We start from the raw sequence: 17,750 nt of genomic DNA, 5'->3' as shown, positions 1-17,750 counted from the left end.
CGGCACGCCGATTTCATCTGAGAGCCATCGCCGTCTCAATGGTGATGAGCCGACACGCCCTTGACGCACTGGGTCAACAGATCGACGGTGGCCGATTGGCCGACATCACCCAGGCTGATCATGCCGACCATCCGCTTGCTCTTGTTGATCACAGGCAGCCTGCGGATCTTCAGCGTCTCCATATGATGCACGGCTTTCGCCAAATCGTCGTCCTCCCGGCAGCAGTGAATGCCTTCGGTCATCACGTCCCGCGCAGTCATGCGCGCGGCGTTGAAGTCCTTGCTGGCGAGGCCTTTGCAGACAATATCGCGATCGGTCACCATCCCGATCAAATGATCGTCTTTACCGATCGGAATGCAGCCGACGTCGTGCCCTTGCATCAATTTCGCGATTTCGGTGATTGGCGTGTCAGGGCTGACCCAGTCGACGCCCTTGTGCATCACGTCCTTGACTTTCATGGAGGACCTCCCTTTCAAGGCAACAGCCCCCTCACTGGCAACTATACAACAGAGCTGGCACCACCGCATGCGTGCTGCGCCTTGGTCAGCGCGCACCAACACGTAGTCCGCTATCATGCCGCCTCAGTCGTGCGTACTGAATCGGCCGTGCAGGGAACCGGCAGTCAAGCGATCGAATTGCGCGCGACCGAGGTGAAGCAACGTCTCATGATCGCCGGCTTCGATATAGATTTCGGGCTGCGTCTGAATGCTGTCATCAACGATAACGTCGAGCCCATAGCAGATGCCTGCGGCGGGAACCGCGCCATGCGCACAGTCCGCGAACAGCCTATCGATCTCGCTTTCAGCGGCCAGGGCGATATCGTCACCGAATCTCGCCTTTAGATCCGTCAGCCTGAGGTGGTGCGACGCCGGCAGCACGGCGAGCAGATAGCCGCCGTTGCGGCGCAGCACAATGGCCTTGGCCAGCCGATCGCCCGGGACGTGACAGGCCTGGGCGGTAAGCGCGGACGACATCGTCAGCACGTGCGGGATTTCGTCGTACTCGATGTTTTCGACAGCGAGATATTTATGCAGTGTGGGCGAAATGGTCATAGCGTCACCTCCGGTGCGATATGCAACCATCCACCGTGGTCCGCCCCGCCGCACGATGAGCGGCTGCGTAGTTCCCAGGACCGAGCATAAGTCCTGTCGTAGGACACTGCAATTCGATCCCTGGAGCCTCGTTCCGATTCATCGGAACGAGGCTCCAGATTCCAATCTTGACGCGTTTTCTTCACGCGAACCGGTACTTCGCCGGAAAACGCCACTAACGTGGGCGCCGCGCCAGGTTCAAGTTCCGGGCCTTGTCCAGATTGCGGGCCTCAGCCAGCGCGGCCGCGCTCGGCAAGACGGCCGACGCGAGGTCGGTCTCGGTGAAATCGGCGCCGGCCACATTGGCGTCGGATAAGTCGGCGCCCGCAAGGTCGGCCTTGTTGAGGTTGCAGTTCGTCAAATTGGCGTTCTGCAGCTGCGCGAATTCGAGATCGGTGCGGGCGAGATTGGCGCCGCTCAAATCCGCATTCCGGAGATCGGCGGATTTGAGCACGCCACGCATCAGGCCCATCGATTGATTGCGCATATCCGCGCTCAAATCGGCGCCCGCCAGCTTGGCCCCGTTCAGGCTGGCACCGGAAAGATCGGCGGTTATGCGAGCGCCGCGCAAATCGGCGCCGCCAAGCCTGGCGCGATGCATCTGCGTGCCGAGCAGCGACGCCTTTGCGAGGGATGCCTCCGTCAAATCTGCTTCAATGAGCCAAGCCTGATTCAGGTTGGCCCGATCGAGGCGGGCGCCTTTCAGATTGGTCCGGTTGAGCTTTGCGAGATGAAGGTTGCCACCGGAGAAGTCGAGGCCCGAGAGATCGAGGTGCGACAGTCGCTTACCCTCCAAATCTGCAGAATTTCGGTCCCCTTGAGGCACCGCCTTGAGGAGCGCGTCGACCTCGGCGCGCGTCATTTCCGACGCCGTCATATCGGGACCGTTGAGATCGACCCCGTGCAGCATGTCCTGCGACACAGCGCCAGTCGGATCAACGAGCAGCGCCGCTACGGACACAAGCGCAAATGCGAGACGAAACGACATCGCCGTCTCTCCGCTTTTCAGCAACCCGGTTTTGTCTCTTTCAACCTTCGGGTTGGTCGTACCGTCAGGTTAGCTGGTTGCCTCCGGCTTGTACCGGAGTATGAAACCGGATCCCGATCCTGGCAATGCCCGTGACCGCTCCGTCAGGGGAAACGCCGTCCGCGAGAGCCAAGGACAGATCGCAGCCCGTCGCTCCGGCGACGGAGGCAATTTCGCCGCCGGCTTCTGGTGGCTTATCCCGCCTCGCGCCCGTTTCGGTCCGGCTACGGGGCGAGCCCGGCTTCGACATTTCGCCAATCCGACCGCGCGTCTTCCGCGCTTTCAAAAATATGTGCGGCGACGCCGCGCCGTTCCAGCGCTTCGCCGAGCTTGATGCGAAGGAAGCCCGACGTGGTGTAACGGGAGACGCCGGAATAGAAGCGGTCGGTCAAACCTTGCACCATCGCCGAGTATTCGTCGAGCAACTCGGGGACAATCGAGAAGTTGTCATAGTTGACGATTGCATAGACGCGGCGATCGAGGCTGCCGAGGTTGGCCTCGACGGCGCGCGCGATCGCATCGATGTCGGCCCTGCTGCGCAGCGCGAAGCGCTCCAGGTTGACGAAGAACAGGTTCTGCTGCTGGTCCAGCGTGAAGCGTCGATCAAGCGGAAGCGTCAACAGGTCGCTGCGCAAATCCATCGGGCCGTCGCGGAAGATCCGGGCATCCATCAAGGCTGGATCGCGCGGGATCAGCGGCCTGAATTCCATCAGGGCGAGGATGTCGCGCTCGATATCGATGCCGGGCGCAACCTCGATCAGCTCGAGCCCGCCTTCGGTCAGCGCAAGCACGCAGCGCTCGGTGACGTAGTGCACGGTCTGCCCACGCCTGGCGGCAACGGCGCCGCTGAACGTCACATGCTCGACGGCCTCGACGAATTTGCGGGCTTGCGCTTCTTCGGCGATGACGAGCTTGCCGTCGGCTACGCCGATGCGCTGGCGTCCTGCACCAAACGTGCCGACGAAAATCACCTTCTTGGCGTTCTGGCTGATGTTGATGAAGCCTCCGGCACCGGCGAGCTTGGGACCGAATTTGCTGACGTTGAGATCGCCGGCGCGATCGACCTGGGCAAGGCCGAGGAACGCAGCGTCGAGACCGCCGCCGTCATAGAAATCGAACTGATAGGGCTGGTCGATCACCGCCTGCGTGTTGACGGCGGCACCGAAATCGATCCCGCTCGCCGGCACGCCGCCAATCACACCGGGCTCGGCTGTCAGCGTGATTAAGTCGATGACCCGCTCCTCGTTGGCGACCGAGGCGATACCCTCGGGCATGCCGATGCCGAGATTGACGACGCTGTTGGCCTTGAGCTCGAATGCCGCCCGGCGCGCGATGATCTTGCGCTCGCTCATCGGCATCGGCGGCAGCGAGCCGGCGCGCAGCCTGATCTCCCCGCTATAGGCCGGATTGTAATGCGTGCCGAAGGTCTGCCAATGGTTTTCCGGCTTCGCCACCACCACGCAATCGACGAGGATACCGGGGATTTTCACCTGGCGCGGATTGAGGCTGCCGCTTTCCGCGACGCGCTCGACCTGGGCGATGACAATGCCGCCGGAATTATGCGCCGCCATGGCGATCGCCAGCGCCTCCAGCGTCAGCGCTTCCTTTTCCATCGTGAGATTGCCGTCGGCATCGCCGGTGGTGGCACGGATGATCCCAACGTCGATGGGAAAGGCCTTGTAGAACAGGCACTCCTCGCCGCCGAGCGTGACCAGCTCGACCAACTCATCGACGGTGCGGGCGTTGAGCTTGCCACCGCCCTGGCGCGGATCGACGAAGGTGCCGATACCGACGCGTGAAACGTGGCCGGGACGACGCGCGGCGATATCGCGGAACAGATGGGTGATGACGCCTTGCGGCAGATTATAGGCCTCGATCTGATTTGCGATCGCCAGTTGCTGCAATTTGGGTGCGAGCCCCCAATGGCCGCCGATCACGCGCCGGACCAGCCCCTCATGTGCGAAATGGTTGAGGCCGCGGTGCTTGCCGTCTCCCTGTCCCGCCGCATAGACCAGCGTGAGGTTGCGAGGCTTGCCCTGCGCATAGGGCGCGTCCGTTTCGTTGGCGAGATAGAGCTCCTCCAGCGCGAGGGCGATCTCTTCGGCAAAGCCGATGCCGACAAAGCCGCCGGTCGCGACCGTGTCACCATCATGGATCAAACGCACGGCTTCGGCGGCCGTAACGATCTTGCCCTTTTCCGTCGTACGCAGATAGGACAGCGCCGGATGTTGGCTCAAATCATTCCTCCCGATCATTGGCGCGTTTTACGGCGAAACCTCTCCCGCACTTGATGCGGGATGGACGCCGGCTCGCGCGAAGAAAACGCGCAAAAAACAACAAGCCAGGCCTCGTTCCGATTCAATCGGGAACGGGCGCTAGACCAGCCCGGTGACGTAATAGACCGCGATCACGAAGAACACCGCCAGCGTCTTCAGGCAGGTTACCGCAAAGATGTCCCTGTAGGACTGCTGGTGGGTCAGCCCGGTCACCGCGAGCAGGGTGATGACGGCGCCATTGTGCGGCAGCGTATCCATGCCGCCGCTCGCCATCGACGCGACGCGGTGCAGGACCTCGGGCGGGATGTGCGCCGCCTCGGCCATGGCGACGAAATCCTTCGCCATGGCGGCGAGCGCAATCGACATGCCGCCCGAGGCCGAGCCGGTGATGCCGGCGAGCGAGGTGACGGTGATGGCTTCGTTGACGAGCGGATTTGGGATGGATTTCAGTGCATCCTTGATGACGATGAAGCCGGGAAGCGCCGCGATCACGCCGCCGAAGCCGTATTCGGACGCGGTGTTCATCGCCGCCAGCAGCGCACCGCCGACCGCGGCCTTGCTGCCATCGGCGAAGGTCTTTTTCAATTTTGGAAACGCGAATGCGAACACCGTCAGAATGCCCGCGATCAGCGCGCCCTCCACTGCCCAGATCGCCTTGATGCTGGCGATCGGCGTGGCGATCGAATGGTCGAGCGCAAGCGTCAGATCGTAGCTTGTGCCATACGCCCGCTCGATCAAGCCGCCGAACACGCCGGGAAAGCCGCCGAGCAGCAGGTTGACCGCGAACACCACGATCAGCGGCAGAAAGGCGACCAACGCCGGCGCCAGCTCCGTGGTATCGACCGGCGGCGGCTCGTTGCTGTGTCCCTCACCATAGCCCTCGCCGGCAGCCACCGCCTGACGTCGGCGCCATTCGAGATAGAGCAGGCCGAACACGAGGATGAAGATCGCACCAATCGTACCAAGGATCGGCGCCGCGCCGTTGGTGGTCTTGAAATAGGTGGTCGGAATGATGTTCTGGATCTGCGGGCTGAACGGCAGCGAATCCATGGTGAAGGAAAAGGCGCCGAGTGCGATCGTGCCGGGAATCAGGCGTTTTGGAATATTGCCGGCCCGGAACATCTCGGCGGCGAAGGGATAGGCGGCGAACACCACGACGAACAGGGAGACGCCGCCATAGGTGAGCACCGCGCAGACCAGCACGATGGCCAGCATCGCGCGCTGGCTGCCGACGAGGCCAATCACCGCCGCCACGATCGATTTGGAGAAGCCGGAGAGCTCGATCACCTTGCCGAACACCGCGCCGAGCAGGAACACCGGAAAGTATAGCTTCGCGAAGCCGACCATCTTGTCCATGAAGAGACCGGTGAAGGCGGCGGGCACTGCGCCCGGATCGGTCAGCAGCACCGCGCCAAGCGCGGCGACCGGCGCGAACAGGATGACGCTGAAGCCGCGATAGGCGACGAACATCAGGAAAACGAGCGCGGCCAGCGCGACCAGAAAGCTCATCTGTTTCTCTCCCGGTAATTGTTCTTTTCGGACGCTTCTTGCGCATTCGAGGCGCGTCTTCCCGGACGCAGAGCAAGGGGCGGGCCAAATTGCCTCGCAATGCATCAAATGGCTGAAAAGTCGGCAGTTCGTCGTTGGCGCGTGGGTGTGCCGGCGGATCGGTTGATGTCTACGATCTAAGACTCAAGACACCTTGAAGTCTCAGAACTCAGACAGCATCCGATTGGGCGAGCCCGAACTTGGCGAGCTTCTTGTAGAACGTCGCCCGCGAAATGCGCAGCATCCGGGCGGCTTCGGCAATCTGCCCGTTGGCGGCCTCCAGCGCGCCTTCAAGCGTCCGCTTCTCGAATGCGGCCTCGGCCTGGGCATAAGGGACGACTGCACCCGTTGCAGCCGGCAGCACGGCGGCCCTCCCCTCGGCGCCCACCGACAGGATGCGGGCGAAATCATCGCCGGCGAGACGACCGGAGTCGCTGAGAATCAGCGCGCGCTCCAGCACGTTGCGCAGCTCACGGACGTTTCCAGGCCAATCGTAGCAGGCGAGCGCGGCGAGGCCCGACGGTGTGAGCTTCGCGTTGAGGTAATCGCCGGACCGGACGATGTCATCCAACAGCCTCGCACAGATTTCCGGGAGATCGCCGGCGCAATCGCGCAACGGCGGCAGGGCGATCGTGAGCACGTTCAGGCGGTAGAAAAGGTCTGCCCGGAATGTGCCTTCGTTGACGCGCTTCTGCAGATCGACGTTGGTTGCAGCGATGACGCGAACATCGACTTTCGTGACCTTGTCGGACCCAACCGGCTCGATTTCCCGCTCCTGCAACACCCGCAGCAGCTTGCTTTGCAGCTGCAACGGCATTTCGCCGATTTCGTCGAGGAACAGCGTGCCGCCATCGGCGCTCCGGAACTTGCCGTCCCGACCTTTGCGGTCGGCGCCGGTATAGGCGCCCGGCACCGTGCCGAAGAACTCGGACTCGATCAGCGTATCCGGAATGGCGGCGACGTTGACGCTGACGAAGGGCTTTTCGGCGCGCGCCGACGCATTGTGGATCGCCTGCGCCAGCAATTCCTTGCCGGTTCCGGTTTCGCCTGTGAGCAGCACCGTCACGCTTTGGCGCGCCGCCCGGCGGGCGAGTTCCTTGGCTCGCCCGATGCGCTCGGTGTTGCCGACATAGTCGTCGAAGGTGAACCGCGCGCTGCGCGACTGCGACAATTGCCGTTTCGCCAGCCTGAGGTCGCTTTCAAGTTGGCCCATCCGCGCGATCAGCGGCTTCAAATTGTCGAGACGGTCCGACAGCACGAAGCCGATCGCGCCGATGACGTTCCGGTTCTCGTCCTCGATCGGCATGCGCGTCACCACGAGCTGCTCGCCGCCGAGCTCCATGATATCCAGAAGGATCGGTTCACCGGTCTCGGCCACGCGGCGCATCAGGCTGTTCGGGATGATCTCCTCGATGGGACGTCCGATCGCCTCGGAGACATGGCCAAGCCGAAGCGAGTGAAGGTATTTTTCGTTGACGTAGACGACGCGTCCGTCGCGATCGATCGCGATGGCGCCTTCGCAGAGATCCTCCAGGCGCTCAAGCAGCGTTTCCATGGCGCGTGCGCGGATGGTCGCGGGATCGCTGACGATGGGCTGGCGATCGGACATGGAGTTGCGAATGGTCCTTCAACAATGAGCGCACGCGGATGGTTGCGAACGACCACGCGTCCCGCCTCCGCTCCACCTGTCTCCGGAAGGACTGGACCTGCGAAGCCGATCGGGTTGCAGCAAATCTAGCAGGAGATCGCGTGATTTCACATCAGCGCCGGACAAAACTTCGCACCCGGCGCGTGGCGCAACCGCGTTGTCCGCAGGATAATTATGTCGGGATTTCAACAATATAGACGTTCGACGTTTCACTCTGGGCGGCGGCGTCACGTCAGTTCGTCGGCCGCATCCCCGATCGCGGCGTAGATTTCCTCGAGGTCCGCCTCCGTGACGCAGTAAGGCGGCATGACGTAGATCGTATTGCCCAGCGGCCGCAGCAGCAGGTCTCTACGTTGGAAGAAAGCCTGAAGCTTCGGCCCGATGCCTGCGAGATAGCCGGCATCGCTTGCCTTCAGGTCGAGCGCGGTGATGGTCCCGGTGCGGCGGGCGTTTTCAAAGCGCGGGTCGGCACGGAATGGCGCGATCAGGCGCTGCTGCATCGCGGCGACCGAGGCCACGCGATCGCCCGCGCCGTGTTGCCAGAGTTCGAGGTTCGCCCTGGCCGCGGCACAGGCGACCGGGTTTGCCGTATAGGAGCTCGAATGGAAGAAGGTCCGCGAACGATCGCTTGAATAATGCGCGTCGTAGATCTCGGCGCGGCAAAGCGTCACCGCGAGCGGCAGCGATCCACCGGTGAGGCCCTTTGAGTAACAGGCGATATCCGGGCTGACATCGGCCTGCTCGCACGCAAACAAGGTGCCGGTCCGGCCCCAGCCGGTCATCACCTCGTCGGCGATCAAGAGCACGCCAGAGGCCTCGCAGATCCGCTTCATTTCCTTGAGCACCCAAGCGGGATACATCAGCATCCCGCCCGCGCCCAAAATCAGCGGCTCGACGATAAACGCTGCCGCCGTTTCGTTCTTGCAGGCGGCTTCGAGCGCATCGAGCGTCGCCTGCTCATGACCCGCGGCAGGAAACGGGATTGACGCGACGTCGAACAGCAGCGGCTCGTAAGCCTTATTGAAGACGCCGCGCGCGCCGACCGACATCGTGCCTACGGTGTCGCCATGGTAGGAGTGTTCCATGACGATGATCCGCGTGCGCGGCACGCCGATATTGTGCCAGTAGCCGAGCGCCATCTTCAGCGCCACTTCCACGCTGGTCGAGCCGGAGTCGGAGAAGAACACGTAGTCGAGACCATCAGGTGCCAGCTTCAGGAGTTGCGCGGCAACCGCTTCGGCCGGATCGTGAGTATGGCCGGCAAAGATGATCTGGTTGAGCTGCTCCGCCTGCTCCTGGATCGCGCGCACGATATGCGGATGGCAGTGGCCATGGGTCACCACCCACCAGGACGCGATCGCATCGATGATGCGGCGGTCATCCGCGGTGTAGAGATAGGCGCCCTCGCCGCGCACGATCCTTGTCATCTCGCCGTGCAGCGCGTGCTGGGTGAACGGGTGCCAGACCCGTGACTTCCTGGGCGATGTCATGCGTTGAAATCTTCGCGCCGGAACGATGCCTCGAACGCCATGCGCAGCGCGTCCTCCGTGAGCCGTGAAAGCCGGGGCAATCGACCCAACCGCCGCACCTGTCCAAAACCGCAGATAGCATGCTCGCTCTCCGGGTTGCTCTCGCCGATGAATGCGATCCCGAGAATTTCGATCCGGCGCCCGCGCAGCGCCTCGACCGACAGCAGCGAATGATTGATGGTGCCGAGCGCGGTGCGGGCGCAGAGCACGACCGGAAGCCGCCATCGCTCGAAGATGTCGATGTAGAGCGTGTTGTCGTTCAGCGGAACCATCAGCCCGCCGGCGCCCTCGATCACCAGTGGCCCATCCGAGATGTCGGGCACGTCGAGCGCAGCGGGGTCGATGCGCACGCCGTCGATCGCGGCGGATTGATGCGGTGACGCCGGCGTGCGAAGCCGGTAGCGTTCCGGCACGATGCGATCGGCCGGAAGACCGCCAAGCCGCGCCACCAGTTGCGCATCGGTCTCCTCGTCGAGGCCGGACTGGACCGGTTTCCAGTAGCGCGCGCCGAGAAGATTCACGAGCCCCGCGGAGAACACCGTCTTTCCGATCCCGGTATCGGTGCCGGTCACCACGATCCGGCCGGTCATTGCGGCCATCCGTTGGTCTCCGCCACGAGCGCGTCGAGCAGCGCGCGCACGTCGTCCTCGTCGACATTGAGGGTCAGCGCAATCCGCAATCGGGCCGTGCCCACCGGCACGGTCGGCGGCCTGATGCCTCTGACGTCGAAGCCGCGCGCCTGCAGCGCGGATGCAAGCCGCATCGCGCGCGCGTTGTCACCGACGATATAGGGCACGATCTGGGAGCGTGACGGACTTTGCCAGCCGCGCCGATCTAGCTCGCGATGGGCAAACGCGACCAGGCTTGCCAGGCGCTGTTGGCGCTCGGGCTCCTGTTGCAGGATCAGCAGCGCCTCGCGTACGGCGACGGCCACAAGAGGTGACGGCGCGGTGGCGAAGATGAACGGCCGGCAGCGATTGACCATGAAGTCGCGCAGCACGGTCGGGGCCGTGACCAGCGCGCCCGCGGCGCCCAGCGCCTTGCCGCAGGTATGAACGATCACAAGGTTCTCGCGGCCCTCATAGGGCGCCGTCAGCCCGCGTCCCTGCTCGCCATAGACGCCGGTGCCGTGCGCCTCGTCCACCATCAGGAACGCGTCGTGCCGCTCGGCGATGGCGACGAGGGCGGCGAGCGGCGCGAGATCGCCGTCCATGCTGTAGACGCTTTCGACCACGATCCAGACCCGGCCCGTTCCGCCCTCGGCGCGCCAGCCGCGAATGGTGTCCTCAACCGATTGCGGATCATTGTGCGCGCTGAAGCGAAATTCGGCCCGGCCGGCCCGCGCACCTTCATGGATGCTGGCGTGCACCAGGGAATCGAGCACGAGCAGGTCGCCGCGCTGCGGCAGCGTCGTCAGCACCGCGAAATTGGCGACATAGCCGCCGCCGAAGAACAATGCGGCCTCGGCGCGGAAGAACGCGGCGGCCTCCGCCTCCAGCCGTTCGTGCTCCTCGCAATTGCCGCGCAGAAGCCGCGAGCCGCCGGCGCCGATCGGCGTGCCGGCTGCGAGCGCGGCCGCAACCGCCTGCTTGATGCGCGGCGCATTCGCGAGCGCCAGATAGTCGTTCGAGACGAAATCGATGCCCGCGCGCGGCTTGAGGCCGCGCAGCCGATCGTCCTTGCTCAGGGCGTGCAAGGCCGCGGCGTAATCAGCGGCGTTGGCCGCATGAATTGCGCTCATGCTTCACTCTCAGATTTGCAGTTGGTCGCGCGGCGAATGATGCCGCGCGCGTGCCGGAGATTGCGATCAGGCGAGGGCGGAGTTGATGCCGAGCCGATCCAGCAGATCGGCATCGCGGTCGCGCTGTGGGTTCTTGGTGGTCAGCAGCACGTCGCCAATGAAGATCGAGTTCGCACCGGCCAGGAAGCACAGCGCCTGCAGCTCATCGGTCATGTATTGCCGTCCGGCCGACAGCCGCACCACGCTGTTCGGCATCATGATCCGCGCGGTTGCGACCAGCCGCACCAGCGCGATTGGATCGGGGCGCTCGGCGGTGTCGTTGACCGGCACGCCCTTGACCTCGTTCCACAGATTGATCGGCACGCTTTCGGGATGGCTGGGGAGATTGGCGAGCAGCATCAGCATGCCGAGCCGGTCGTCGACCTGTTCGCCCATCCCGATGATGCCGCCGCAGCAGACCTTGATGCCGGCATCGCGCACATGCGCAAGCGTATCGATGCGGTCCTGCAAAGTGCGGGTGGTGATGATCTTGTCGTAGTACTCCGGCGAGGTATCGACGTTGTGGTTGTAGAAATCGAGCCCGGCCTCGGAGAGGCGTTCGGCCTGGTCCGGCGTCAGCATGCCGAGCGTGACGCAGGTTTCCATGCCGAGCCCCTTCACCGCGCTGACCATGTCGCAGACCTGATCGAGATCGCGGTCCTTGGGACTGCGCCAGGCCGCGGCCATGCAGAAGCGGGTGGCGCCGGCGTCCTTGGCGCGCTGCGCCACCGCAACCACCTCGTCGCGCGGCATCAGGCGGGTGGCCTTCAGGCCAGTGTCGTATTGCGCGCTCTGGGAGCAATAGCCGCAGTCTTCCGGGCAGCCGCCGGTCTTGATGCTGAGCAGGCTCGCGGTTTCGACGTGGTTCGGATTGAAGTTGGCGCGGTGAACGCCCTGCGCCTGGAACATCAGGTCCGCGAACGGCAAATTATAGAGCGCCTCAGCCTCGGCACGCTCCCAGTGCTTGTGGGGCGCTACGCTGGCGCGGCTCTCGGTCCGTTCGATCTCTACGACATCAACCATCTGGCTTGCCTTCTTGTTGTAATCATAGATAATCTGGTATATTATCTATGATCTTGGACTTAGAAAGATGCTAACCGAGGCGCTGCGAGAGCGCACTCGTTTTTATGATAGATAATCTATGATGGACGAGGGCGAGAACACGACGACTGCGGGGCGCATTGCCGAGGCGATCGGCGAGCGCATCATCAGCGGCACCTTGGCGCCGGATGCTCCGCTGCGGCAGGACCACATCGCGCGCGAATTCCATTCCAGCCACGTCCCGGTGCGCGAGGCCTTCAGGCAATTGGAGGCGCAGCACCTCGTCGTTGCGGTGCCGCGCCGCGGGGTGCGGGTCGCGCCGCTCGACACCAAGTCGGTGAAGGAGATCGCCGAGATGCGCGCCGCGCTCGAGGTGGTCGCGTTGCGCAATGCGGCGCCCAAATTCACGTCGGCCCATCTGGCACGGATCGAGGTCGCGCTGGTCGAAGGCGACAATGCCGAGACGGTGCAGGACTTCGAATTGGCCAACCGCGCCTTTCATCACGCGCTGGTGGCGCCCTGTGCGATGCCGCGGCTGCTCGCCAGCCTCGACGGCCTGCAGCTGGCGAATTCACGCCTGGTGTTCGCGATGGCGCGCAACGCCGGCTGGCGGCCGCGGCCGAGCCAGGATCATCGCGTGATCCTGCAGGCGCTGCGCGCCCGCAACATCGAGCAGGCCTGCAGCCTTCTGGCGCGGCATATCCAGACAATCGAGCGGCTTGCGCTGCCGACAGCGTGATCGGGAGCCGCTGTCCGCTAGGCGATCGCGACGATCTCCAGTTCCTGCTCACCCGACCCGACGACGTCGCCCAGGGCCTTCCCCATCAGCGATCTCGCGACCGGCGACACGAAGGAGATCGAGCCGGCTTTCGGATCAGCTTCGTCCTCGCCGACGATGCGGTAGGTCTGCACGCGGCCGTCGGCGCGGCTGAAGGTCACGGTGCTGCCGAAGGCAACGGCTTCCGTCGAAGCAGGATCGGGCACGATCTGCGCGGTGCGGAGTCGTTCCGTGAGATAACGTGCGTCGCGCAGCGGAACCGCCGACTGCCGCCGCCGTTCGTTGACGTCGTCCAGCTGCTGCGCGGCCTCGTAGGCGGCGCGCGCCTCCAGAAGCTGGCGCTCCAGCGCCTTGCGTCCCGCTTCGGTTACCAGATTGGGATGCGGCGAGATGGGGCGGTCCGGCAACAGCGTTTCGGACGCAGTCTCGGCACTTTCTTCCTTGGTGAAGGCAACGCTCAATCCGGAACTCCATCGATGAGGCAGGCAGTATAGCCCCGCCTCACGCGCTCCGCTAATGCGCGATGGGATTAGGCCGGATCTAATGCGACGCCGGCTGTTCCGTCTTGCTCCGCCTGCCGAAGCGGTTCTTCACGCCCTCGCGCCAGCCCTGGAAGGTGACAAAGAGCATCGGCACCAGGAAGATGCCGATCGAGCTCGCCGCGAGCATGCCGCCGAACACCGCGGTGCCGACCGCGCGGCGGCTGATTTCCGCGGCGCCGGTTGCGACCACCAGCGGCACCAGGCCGAGGATGAACGCGATCGAGGTCATCATCACGGCGCGGAAACGCATCTGCGCGCCCGTCGTCGCAGCTTCCGCGATCGGCCGGCCGGCCTCGCGCTGCTCCTTGGCGAACTCGACGATCAGGATGCCGTTCTTGGCGGCGAGCGCGATCAGCACAACGAGGCCGATCTGGCCGTAGAGATCGAGGTTGAGCCCTGCGAGCTTGATCGCGAGATAGGAGCCGAACACGCCGACCGTGACCGACAGCAGCACGGGAATCGGGATCGTCCAGCTCTCATACAGCGCCACCAGGAACAGATAGGCAAACAGCACCGCGAGCGCGAGGATGATGCCGGTTTGGCCGGAGGCCGCCTGCTCCTGATAGGCGGTGCCGGTCCACTCATAGGAATAGCCAGAAGGCAACGTCGTTTTCGAGAGGTCGGCCATCGTCGCGATCGCGGTGCCCGACGACACGCCCGCCGCCGGGCTGCCGTTCACCGTGACCGAGCGATAATTGTTGTAGCGCGTGATCACCTGTGGGCCGGTGACGATCCGCAAGCTTGCGATCGAGCGGATCGGCACCATCTCGCCGCCGGTGTTGCGCACATAGATCTGCCAGATGTCGGGAATGTCGCGGCGATTGGCGGCATCGCCCTGCACGTTGACCTGCCAGGTGCGGCCAAACAGGTTGAAGTTGTTGACATAGATGCCGCCGAGCGTGGCCTGCAGCGCGGTGAAGACGTCGGCCATGTTGAGGCCGAGCGCCTGTGCCTTGGCGCGATCGATGTCGAGATAGACCGATGGGTTGGTCGCGGTGAAGGTCGAGAACACGCGGGTCAGGTTCGGATTGCGGTTGGCGGCGCCGATCAGCCCGCCCATCACGCTGCTGAGCGAAGCCGGGTCCTGGCCTTCCAGCGCCTCGAGCTGATATTCGAAGCCGCCTGATGTCGACAGCCCGATGATCGGCGGCAGGTTGAACGGCAGCACCGAGGCCTGGCGGATCTGCGATCCCCCGACGAAGGTCTGCCCGATCGCGGCCTGAACGGACTCGGTGACGGCCTTGCGGTCCGCGAATGCCTTCATGCGCGCCACCATGAAGGCGGAATTCGGCTCGCTCGCACCATCGAGCAACGAGAAGCCGATGATCGACAGCACGTGATCGACCGCCGGGTTCTTCTTCAACAGCGCCTCGACCTGCTTGGTGACCTCGCTGGTGCGCGCCACGGAGGCGCCGTCAGGCAATTGCACGGCGATGAAGAAGGCGCCCTGGTCCTCCTCGGGCAGGAAGCCGGTCGGCGTGATCTTCGACACGCCGAACACCGCGCCGGCGAACACCAGCACCGCGACCAGCGACAGCACCGCAAGACGAACCAGCCGCTGCACCACGCCGGCATAGCGGTCGCGCACCCAGTCGATGCTGTCGAGCACCCGTCCCATGATGCCGCGGCGCGGTCCGCCGTGGCGCAGGAACACGGCGCACAGCGCCGGCGACAATGTCAGTGCGTTCAGCGCCGAGATCACCATCGCCGCGCTGATCGTCACCGCGAACTGGCGGAACAGGGTGCCGGAGATGCCCGGGATGAATGCGATCGGCACGAACACCGAGAGCAGCACCAGCGAGATCGCGATGATCGGCGCCGTGATCTGCGCCATCGCCTTCTTGGTGGCGTCGGCCGGCGACAGCTCCGGCTCCTCCTCCATGACGCGTTCGACATTCTCGACCACGACGATGGCGTCGTCGACCACGATGCCGATCGCAAGCACCATTGCCAGCAGCGAGACCGTGTTGGCGGAATAGCCGAGCGCCAGCAGCACCGCGAAGGCGCCGATCAGGCTGACCGGCACCGCGACCGCCGGAATCAACGTGGCGCGCAGATTGCCGAGGAACAGGAACACCACGATCACGACGAGCACGAAGGCCTCGCCGAGCGTCTTGATCACTTCCTTGATCGTGTCGGAGACGAAGGTCGTCGAGTCGTATTGCACGAGGTAGGTCAGGCCCGGCGGAAACCGCTCCGACAGCTTCGCAAGCGTCGCCTGCACGGCCTTGGCCGTGGTCACCGCATTGGCGCCGGGCGCGAGATAGATGCCCATCGGCACCCCGGGATTGCCGTCGATCCGCGACTCCGAATCCATGTTCTGCGCGCCGATCTCGACGCGGGCGACATCCCTGATCCGCAGCACCGATCCGTCCGGATTGGCCCGCAGCACGATGTCGCCGAACTGCTTGGATGTCGTCAGGCGGCCCTGGGTCTGCACGTTGAACTGGAACTGCTGATCGTTGCTGATCGGACGCGCGCCGATGCGGCCGACCGGCGCCTGCACGCTCTGGGCACGGATCGCGGCGATCACGTCCGACGGCGCCAGATTGAGGCTGGTCAGGCGCTGGGTGTCGAACCAGATTCGCATCGAATAGTTCAGCTTGGCGAACAGCGACGCCTGCCCGACGCCGGGCGTGCGCGAGATCGCGTCCAGCACGTTGATGATGGCGTAGTTGGTGATGAACAGCGGGTCCTGCTCGCTGCTCTTGCTGTACAGCACGATGAACTGCAGCACGGCCGAGGATTTCTTCTGCACGGTCAGGCCTTGCGCCTGCACCTCGGTCGGCAGTTGCGCGAGCGCGCTCTGCACACGGTTGTTGACGTTGACGGTGTTGATGTCGGGATCGGTGCCGAGTGCGAACGAGACCGTCAGCGTGTAGCTGCCGTCATTGCCGCTGGTCGACTTCATGTAGAGCATCTTGTCGACGCCAACGACCTGCGCTTCCAGCGGCTGGGCGACGCTCGATTCGACGACTTCGGCCGAAGCGCCGGGGAACACGGCCGAGACCGTGACCTGCGGCGGCACGATGTCCGGGAACTGAGCGACCGGGATTTGCATCAGCGCCAGCCCGCCCGCGATCGTGATCACGAACGCGATGACGATGGCAAGCCGCGGACGATCGACAAAAACAGCGGAAATCATGGGTTATTGCCCGTCGATTTCGGCGCGCTGCCGGCGCCACCATCCGCCGAGACCTTCATGCTCGACTGGATCAACGCGCTGGCAGGCCCCGGCGCGACCACCTCGCCCGGCTTGACCTTCTGCAATCCTTCGACGATGACCTTGTCGCCAAGCGCGATGCCGCCCGTCACTGCCGCAATCGTCGACGTCGATTGTCCGAGCTGGATCCGCTTCTGCTCGGCCTTGTTGTCCGCGCCGACGATGTAGACATATTCGCCCTGCTGGTCCGACAGCACCGCCGAGCGCGGGATCGCCAGCACCTCGACCGGCTGCACGCCTTCCAGCAGAACGGTGACGAACTCGTTGTCGGTGAGCTCGCGGACCGAACCGCCGGCTGCGACGGACGTGTATGTCGACGGGTTCGGAATGGTGCCGCGCAAAGAGATGGTGTCGGTGTTTTGCGCAATCGTGTTGTTGACGAAGTTCAACTCGCCGACCTTGTCGTACAGCCGGCCGTCCGGCAGGCGCACGCGGATGACGACCGCCTTGAAGCCCCCGCGCGTCGCATAACGCTCGCGCAGATCGAGCGCCTCGCGCAGCGGCACCGGGAACGTGACATACATCGGGTCCTGGCTGACGATGGTCGTCAGGGTTCCCGAACTCGGCGTCACGACGTTACCTTCGGTGACCGCGGTGCGTCCGATCCTGCCGTCGATCGGCGAGTGGATCATGGTGTAGTCGAGATTGATCTGGGACAGGTCGACCTGCGCCTGCGCGGCCTGCACCTGTGCCTCGAGGCTCTGCTGGTTGGCGACCGCGGCGTCAACGCTCGATTGCTGGCCGGCCGGTCCGCCGAGCAGCGACTTGGCGCGGTCGGTGGTCAGCTTGGCGTTGACCAGCGTCGCCTGCAACTGGGCGACCTGCGCCTTCTTCGATGCGAGGTCGGCCTCGAACGGGCCGCGCTCGAGTTGATACAACAGGTCACCGGCCTTGACCTCGGCGCCCTCGACGAAGTTCCGCTTGTCCAGGAACGCGGTGACGCGCGCCACCACATTGACACGGTTGGGAGCCTCGATGCGCCCCAGAAATTCACTGGTCTCGGTGACCGGCCGCTTCACCGCCTCGAACACGCCGACGGCAGGAGGCCCGGGCGGACCTGCCTGGGCGTGGGCCGCCGAAATCCCGATAGCCGCCAGTGCTGCCGATACGAGAAGCCCTGCCAATCCACCGAGCATTCGTTCCGTACCACTCATGCGGTCCAACCCTTCGGCTATCAACAAGCTTGACGAGACGGATATGACGTCGAGTTCCCTCAGACCGTGAAGGCCAAGGATAGGCAAGGTGCGTTACAGGAGATCATAACGCG

At 64.2% G+C, this 17,750-nt stretch carries 14 protein-coding genes; 1 reads left to right on the top strand and 13 read right to left on the bottom strand.

From position 1 onward, the window contains the following. Positions 1-35: 35 nt before the first annotated feature. The 10 genes from FBZ93_RS13270 to bioB form a co-directional block, all read right to left on the bottom strand. Entirely contained in the window at positions 36-458 is a 423-nt protein-coding gene (locus FBZ93_RS13270; protein ID WP_074127603.1) for a CBS domain-containing protein, read from the bottom strand. A 123-nt stretch (positions 459-581) separates the two neighbouring features. Further along, the gene (locus FBZ93_RS13265) at positions 582-1,052 is read right to left on the bottom strand and encodes an aminoacyl-tRNA deacylase (RefSeq protein ID WP_074127602.1); all 471 of its coding nucleotides are present in this window, start codon (positions 1,050-1,052) and stop codon (positions 582-584) included. A gap of 214 nt (positions 1,053-1,266) precedes the next feature. Next, positions 1,267-2,079 (bottom strand): pentapeptide repeat-containing protein, encoded by an 813-nt coding sequence (locus FBZ93_RS13260; RefSeq protein WP_146986385.1) that lies wholly within the window; start codon positions 2,077-2,079, stop codon positions 1,267-1,269. A 263-nt stretch (positions 2,080-2,342) separates the two neighbouring features. Beyond that, a complete protein-coding gene (locus FBZ93_RS13255; protein WP_146986384.1) occupies positions 2,343-4,355 on the bottom strand; it encodes an acyl CoA:acetate/3-ketoacid CoA transferase in 2,013 nt (670 codons plus the stop codon). A 138-nt stretch (positions 4,356-4,493) separates the two neighbouring features. Beyond that, positions 4,494-5,903 (bottom strand): GntP family permease, encoded by a 1,410-nt coding sequence (locus FBZ93_RS13250; RefSeq protein WP_146986383.1) that lies wholly within the window; start codon positions 5,901-5,903, stop codon positions 4,494-4,496. A 208-nt stretch (positions 5,904-6,111) separates the two neighbouring features. Beyond that, positions 6,112-7,551, bottom strand: a complete 1,440-nt coding sequence (locus tag FBZ93_RS13245) for a sigma-54 interaction domain-containing protein (RefSeq protein ID WP_146986382.1) — start codon at positions 7,549-7,551, stop codon at positions 6,112-6,114. 266 nt (positions 7,552-7,817) lie between these two features. Beyond that, the gene (locus FBZ93_RS13240) at positions 7,818-9,080 is read right to left on the bottom strand and encodes an adenosylmethionine--8-amino-7-oxononanoate transaminase (protein WP_146986381.1); all 1,263 of its coding nucleotides are present in this window, start codon (positions 9,078-9,080) and stop codon (positions 7,818-7,820) included. Continuing rightward, on the bottom strand, positions 9,077-9,709 hold the full coding sequence (gene bioD / locus FBZ93_RS13235) for a dethiobiotin synthase (RefSeq protein ID WP_146986599.1): 633 nt from the start codon (positions 9,707-9,709) through the stop codon (positions 9,077-9,079). Before bioD ends, FBZ93_RS13240 begins: the two co-directional genes overlap by 4 nt. Beyond that, the gene (locus tag FBZ93_RS13230) at positions 9,706-10,860 is read right to left on the bottom strand and encodes an 8-amino-7-oxononanoate synthase (protein ID WP_146986380.1); all 1,155 of its coding nucleotides are present in this window, start codon (positions 10,858-10,860) and stop codon (positions 9,706-9,708) included. The genes bioD and FBZ93_RS13230 overlap by 4 nt, the downstream gene beginning before the upstream one ends. A gap of 66 nt (positions 10,861-10,926) precedes the next feature. Then, the gene (bioB, locus tag FBZ93_RS13225) at positions 10,927-11,922 is read right to left on the bottom strand and encodes a biotin synthase BioB (RefSeq protein WP_146986379.1); all 996 of its coding nucleotides are present in this window, start codon (positions 11,920-11,922) and stop codon (positions 10,927-10,929) included. A 118-nt stretch (positions 11,923-12,040) separates the two neighbouring features. Between bioB and FBZ93_RS13220 the strand changes: the two genes are divergently transcribed. Then, positions 12,041-12,679 (top strand): GntR family transcriptional regulator, encoded by a 639-nt coding sequence (locus FBZ93_RS13220; protein WP_167529023.1) that lies wholly within the window; start codon positions 12,041-12,043, stop codon positions 12,677-12,679. A 17-nt stretch (positions 12,680-12,696) separates the two neighbouring features. Here FBZ93_RS13220 and greA read toward each other — a convergent pair whose 3' ends face one another. The 3 genes from greA to FBZ93_RS13205 form a co-directional block, all read right to left on the bottom strand. Then, positions 12,697-13,179 (bottom strand): transcription elongation factor GreA, encoded by a 483-nt coding sequence (greA, locus tag FBZ93_RS13215; protein ID WP_146986377.1) that lies wholly within the window; start codon positions 13,177-13,179, stop codon positions 12,697-12,699. Between the two features lie 79 nt (positions 13,180-13,258). Continuing rightward, positions 13,259-16,405 (bottom strand): efflux RND transporter permease subunit, encoded by a 3,147-nt coding sequence (locus tag FBZ93_RS13210; RefSeq protein WP_146986376.1) that lies wholly within the window; start codon positions 16,403-16,405, stop codon positions 13,259-13,261. Then, positions 16,402-17,637: an efflux RND transporter periplasmic adaptor subunit gene (locus tag FBZ93_RS13205; RefSeq protein ID WP_246667461.1), complete on the bottom strand. Its 1,236-nt coding sequence runs from the start codon at positions 17,635-17,637 to the stop codon at positions 16,402-16,404. The genes FBZ93_RS13210 and FBZ93_RS13205 overlap by 4 nt, the downstream gene beginning before the upstream one ends. Positions 17,638-17,750 lie beyond the last annotated feature (113 nt).

It is taken from the genome of Bradyrhizobium macuxiense, from assembly GCF_007993935.1.
GTDB lineage: Bacteria > Pseudomonadota > Alphaproteobacteria > Rhizobiales > Xanthobacteraceae > Bradyrhizobium > Bradyrhizobium macuxiense_A.
This window is presented reverse-complemented; position numbering and strand designations above follow the sequence as displayed.

Bases quoted from the DNA above. Each gene is read 5' to 3' on its own strand.
- FBZ93_RS13270 (WP_074127603.1), bottom strand. From the start codon at position 458: ATGAAAGTCAAGGACGTGATGCACAAGGGCGTCGACTGGGTCAGCCCT.
- FBZ93_RS13265 (WP_074127602.1), bottom strand. From the start codon at position 1,052: ATGACCATTTCGCCCACACTGCATAAATATCTCGCTGTCGAAAACATC.
- FBZ93_RS13260 (WP_146986385.1), bottom strand. From the start codon at position 2,079: ATGTCGTTTCGTCTCGCATTTGCGCTTGTGTCCGTAGCGGCGCTGCTC.
- FBZ93_RS13250 (WP_146986383.1), bottom strand. From the start codon at position 5,903: ATGAGCTTTCTGGTCGCGCTGGCCGCGCTCGTTTTCCTGATGTTCGTC.
- FBZ93_RS13245 (WP_146986382.1), bottom strand. From the start codon at position 7,551: ATGTCCGATCGCCAGCCCATCGTCAGCGATCCCGCGACCATCCGCGCA.
- FBZ93_RS13240 (WP_146986381.1), bottom strand. From the start codon at position 9,080: ATGACATCGCCCAGGAAGTCACGGGTCTGGCACCCGTTCACCCAGCAC.
- bioD (WP_146986599.1), bottom strand. From the start codon at position 9,709: ATGACCGGCCGGATCGTGGTGACCGGCACCGATACCGGGATCGGAAAG.
- FBZ93_RS13230 (WP_146986380.1), bottom strand. From the start codon at position 10,860: ATGAGCGCAATTCATGCGGCCAACGCCGCTGATTACGCCGCGGCCTTG.
- bioB (WP_146986379.1), bottom strand. From the start codon at position 11,922: ATGGTTGATGTCGTAGAGATCGAACGGACCGAGAGCCGCGCCAGCGTA.
- FBZ93_RS13220 (WP_167529023.1), top strand. From the start codon at position 12,041: ATGATGGACGAGGGCGAGAACACGACGACTGCGGGGCGCATTGCCGAG.
- FBZ93_RS13210 (WP_146986376.1), bottom strand. From the start codon at position 16,405: ATGATTTCCGCTGTTTTTGTCGATCGTCCGCGGCTTGCCATCGTCATC.
- FBZ93_RS13205 (WP_246667461.1), bottom strand. From the start codon at position 17,637: ATGAGTGGTACGGAACGAATGCTCGGTGGATTGGCAGGGCTTCTCGTA.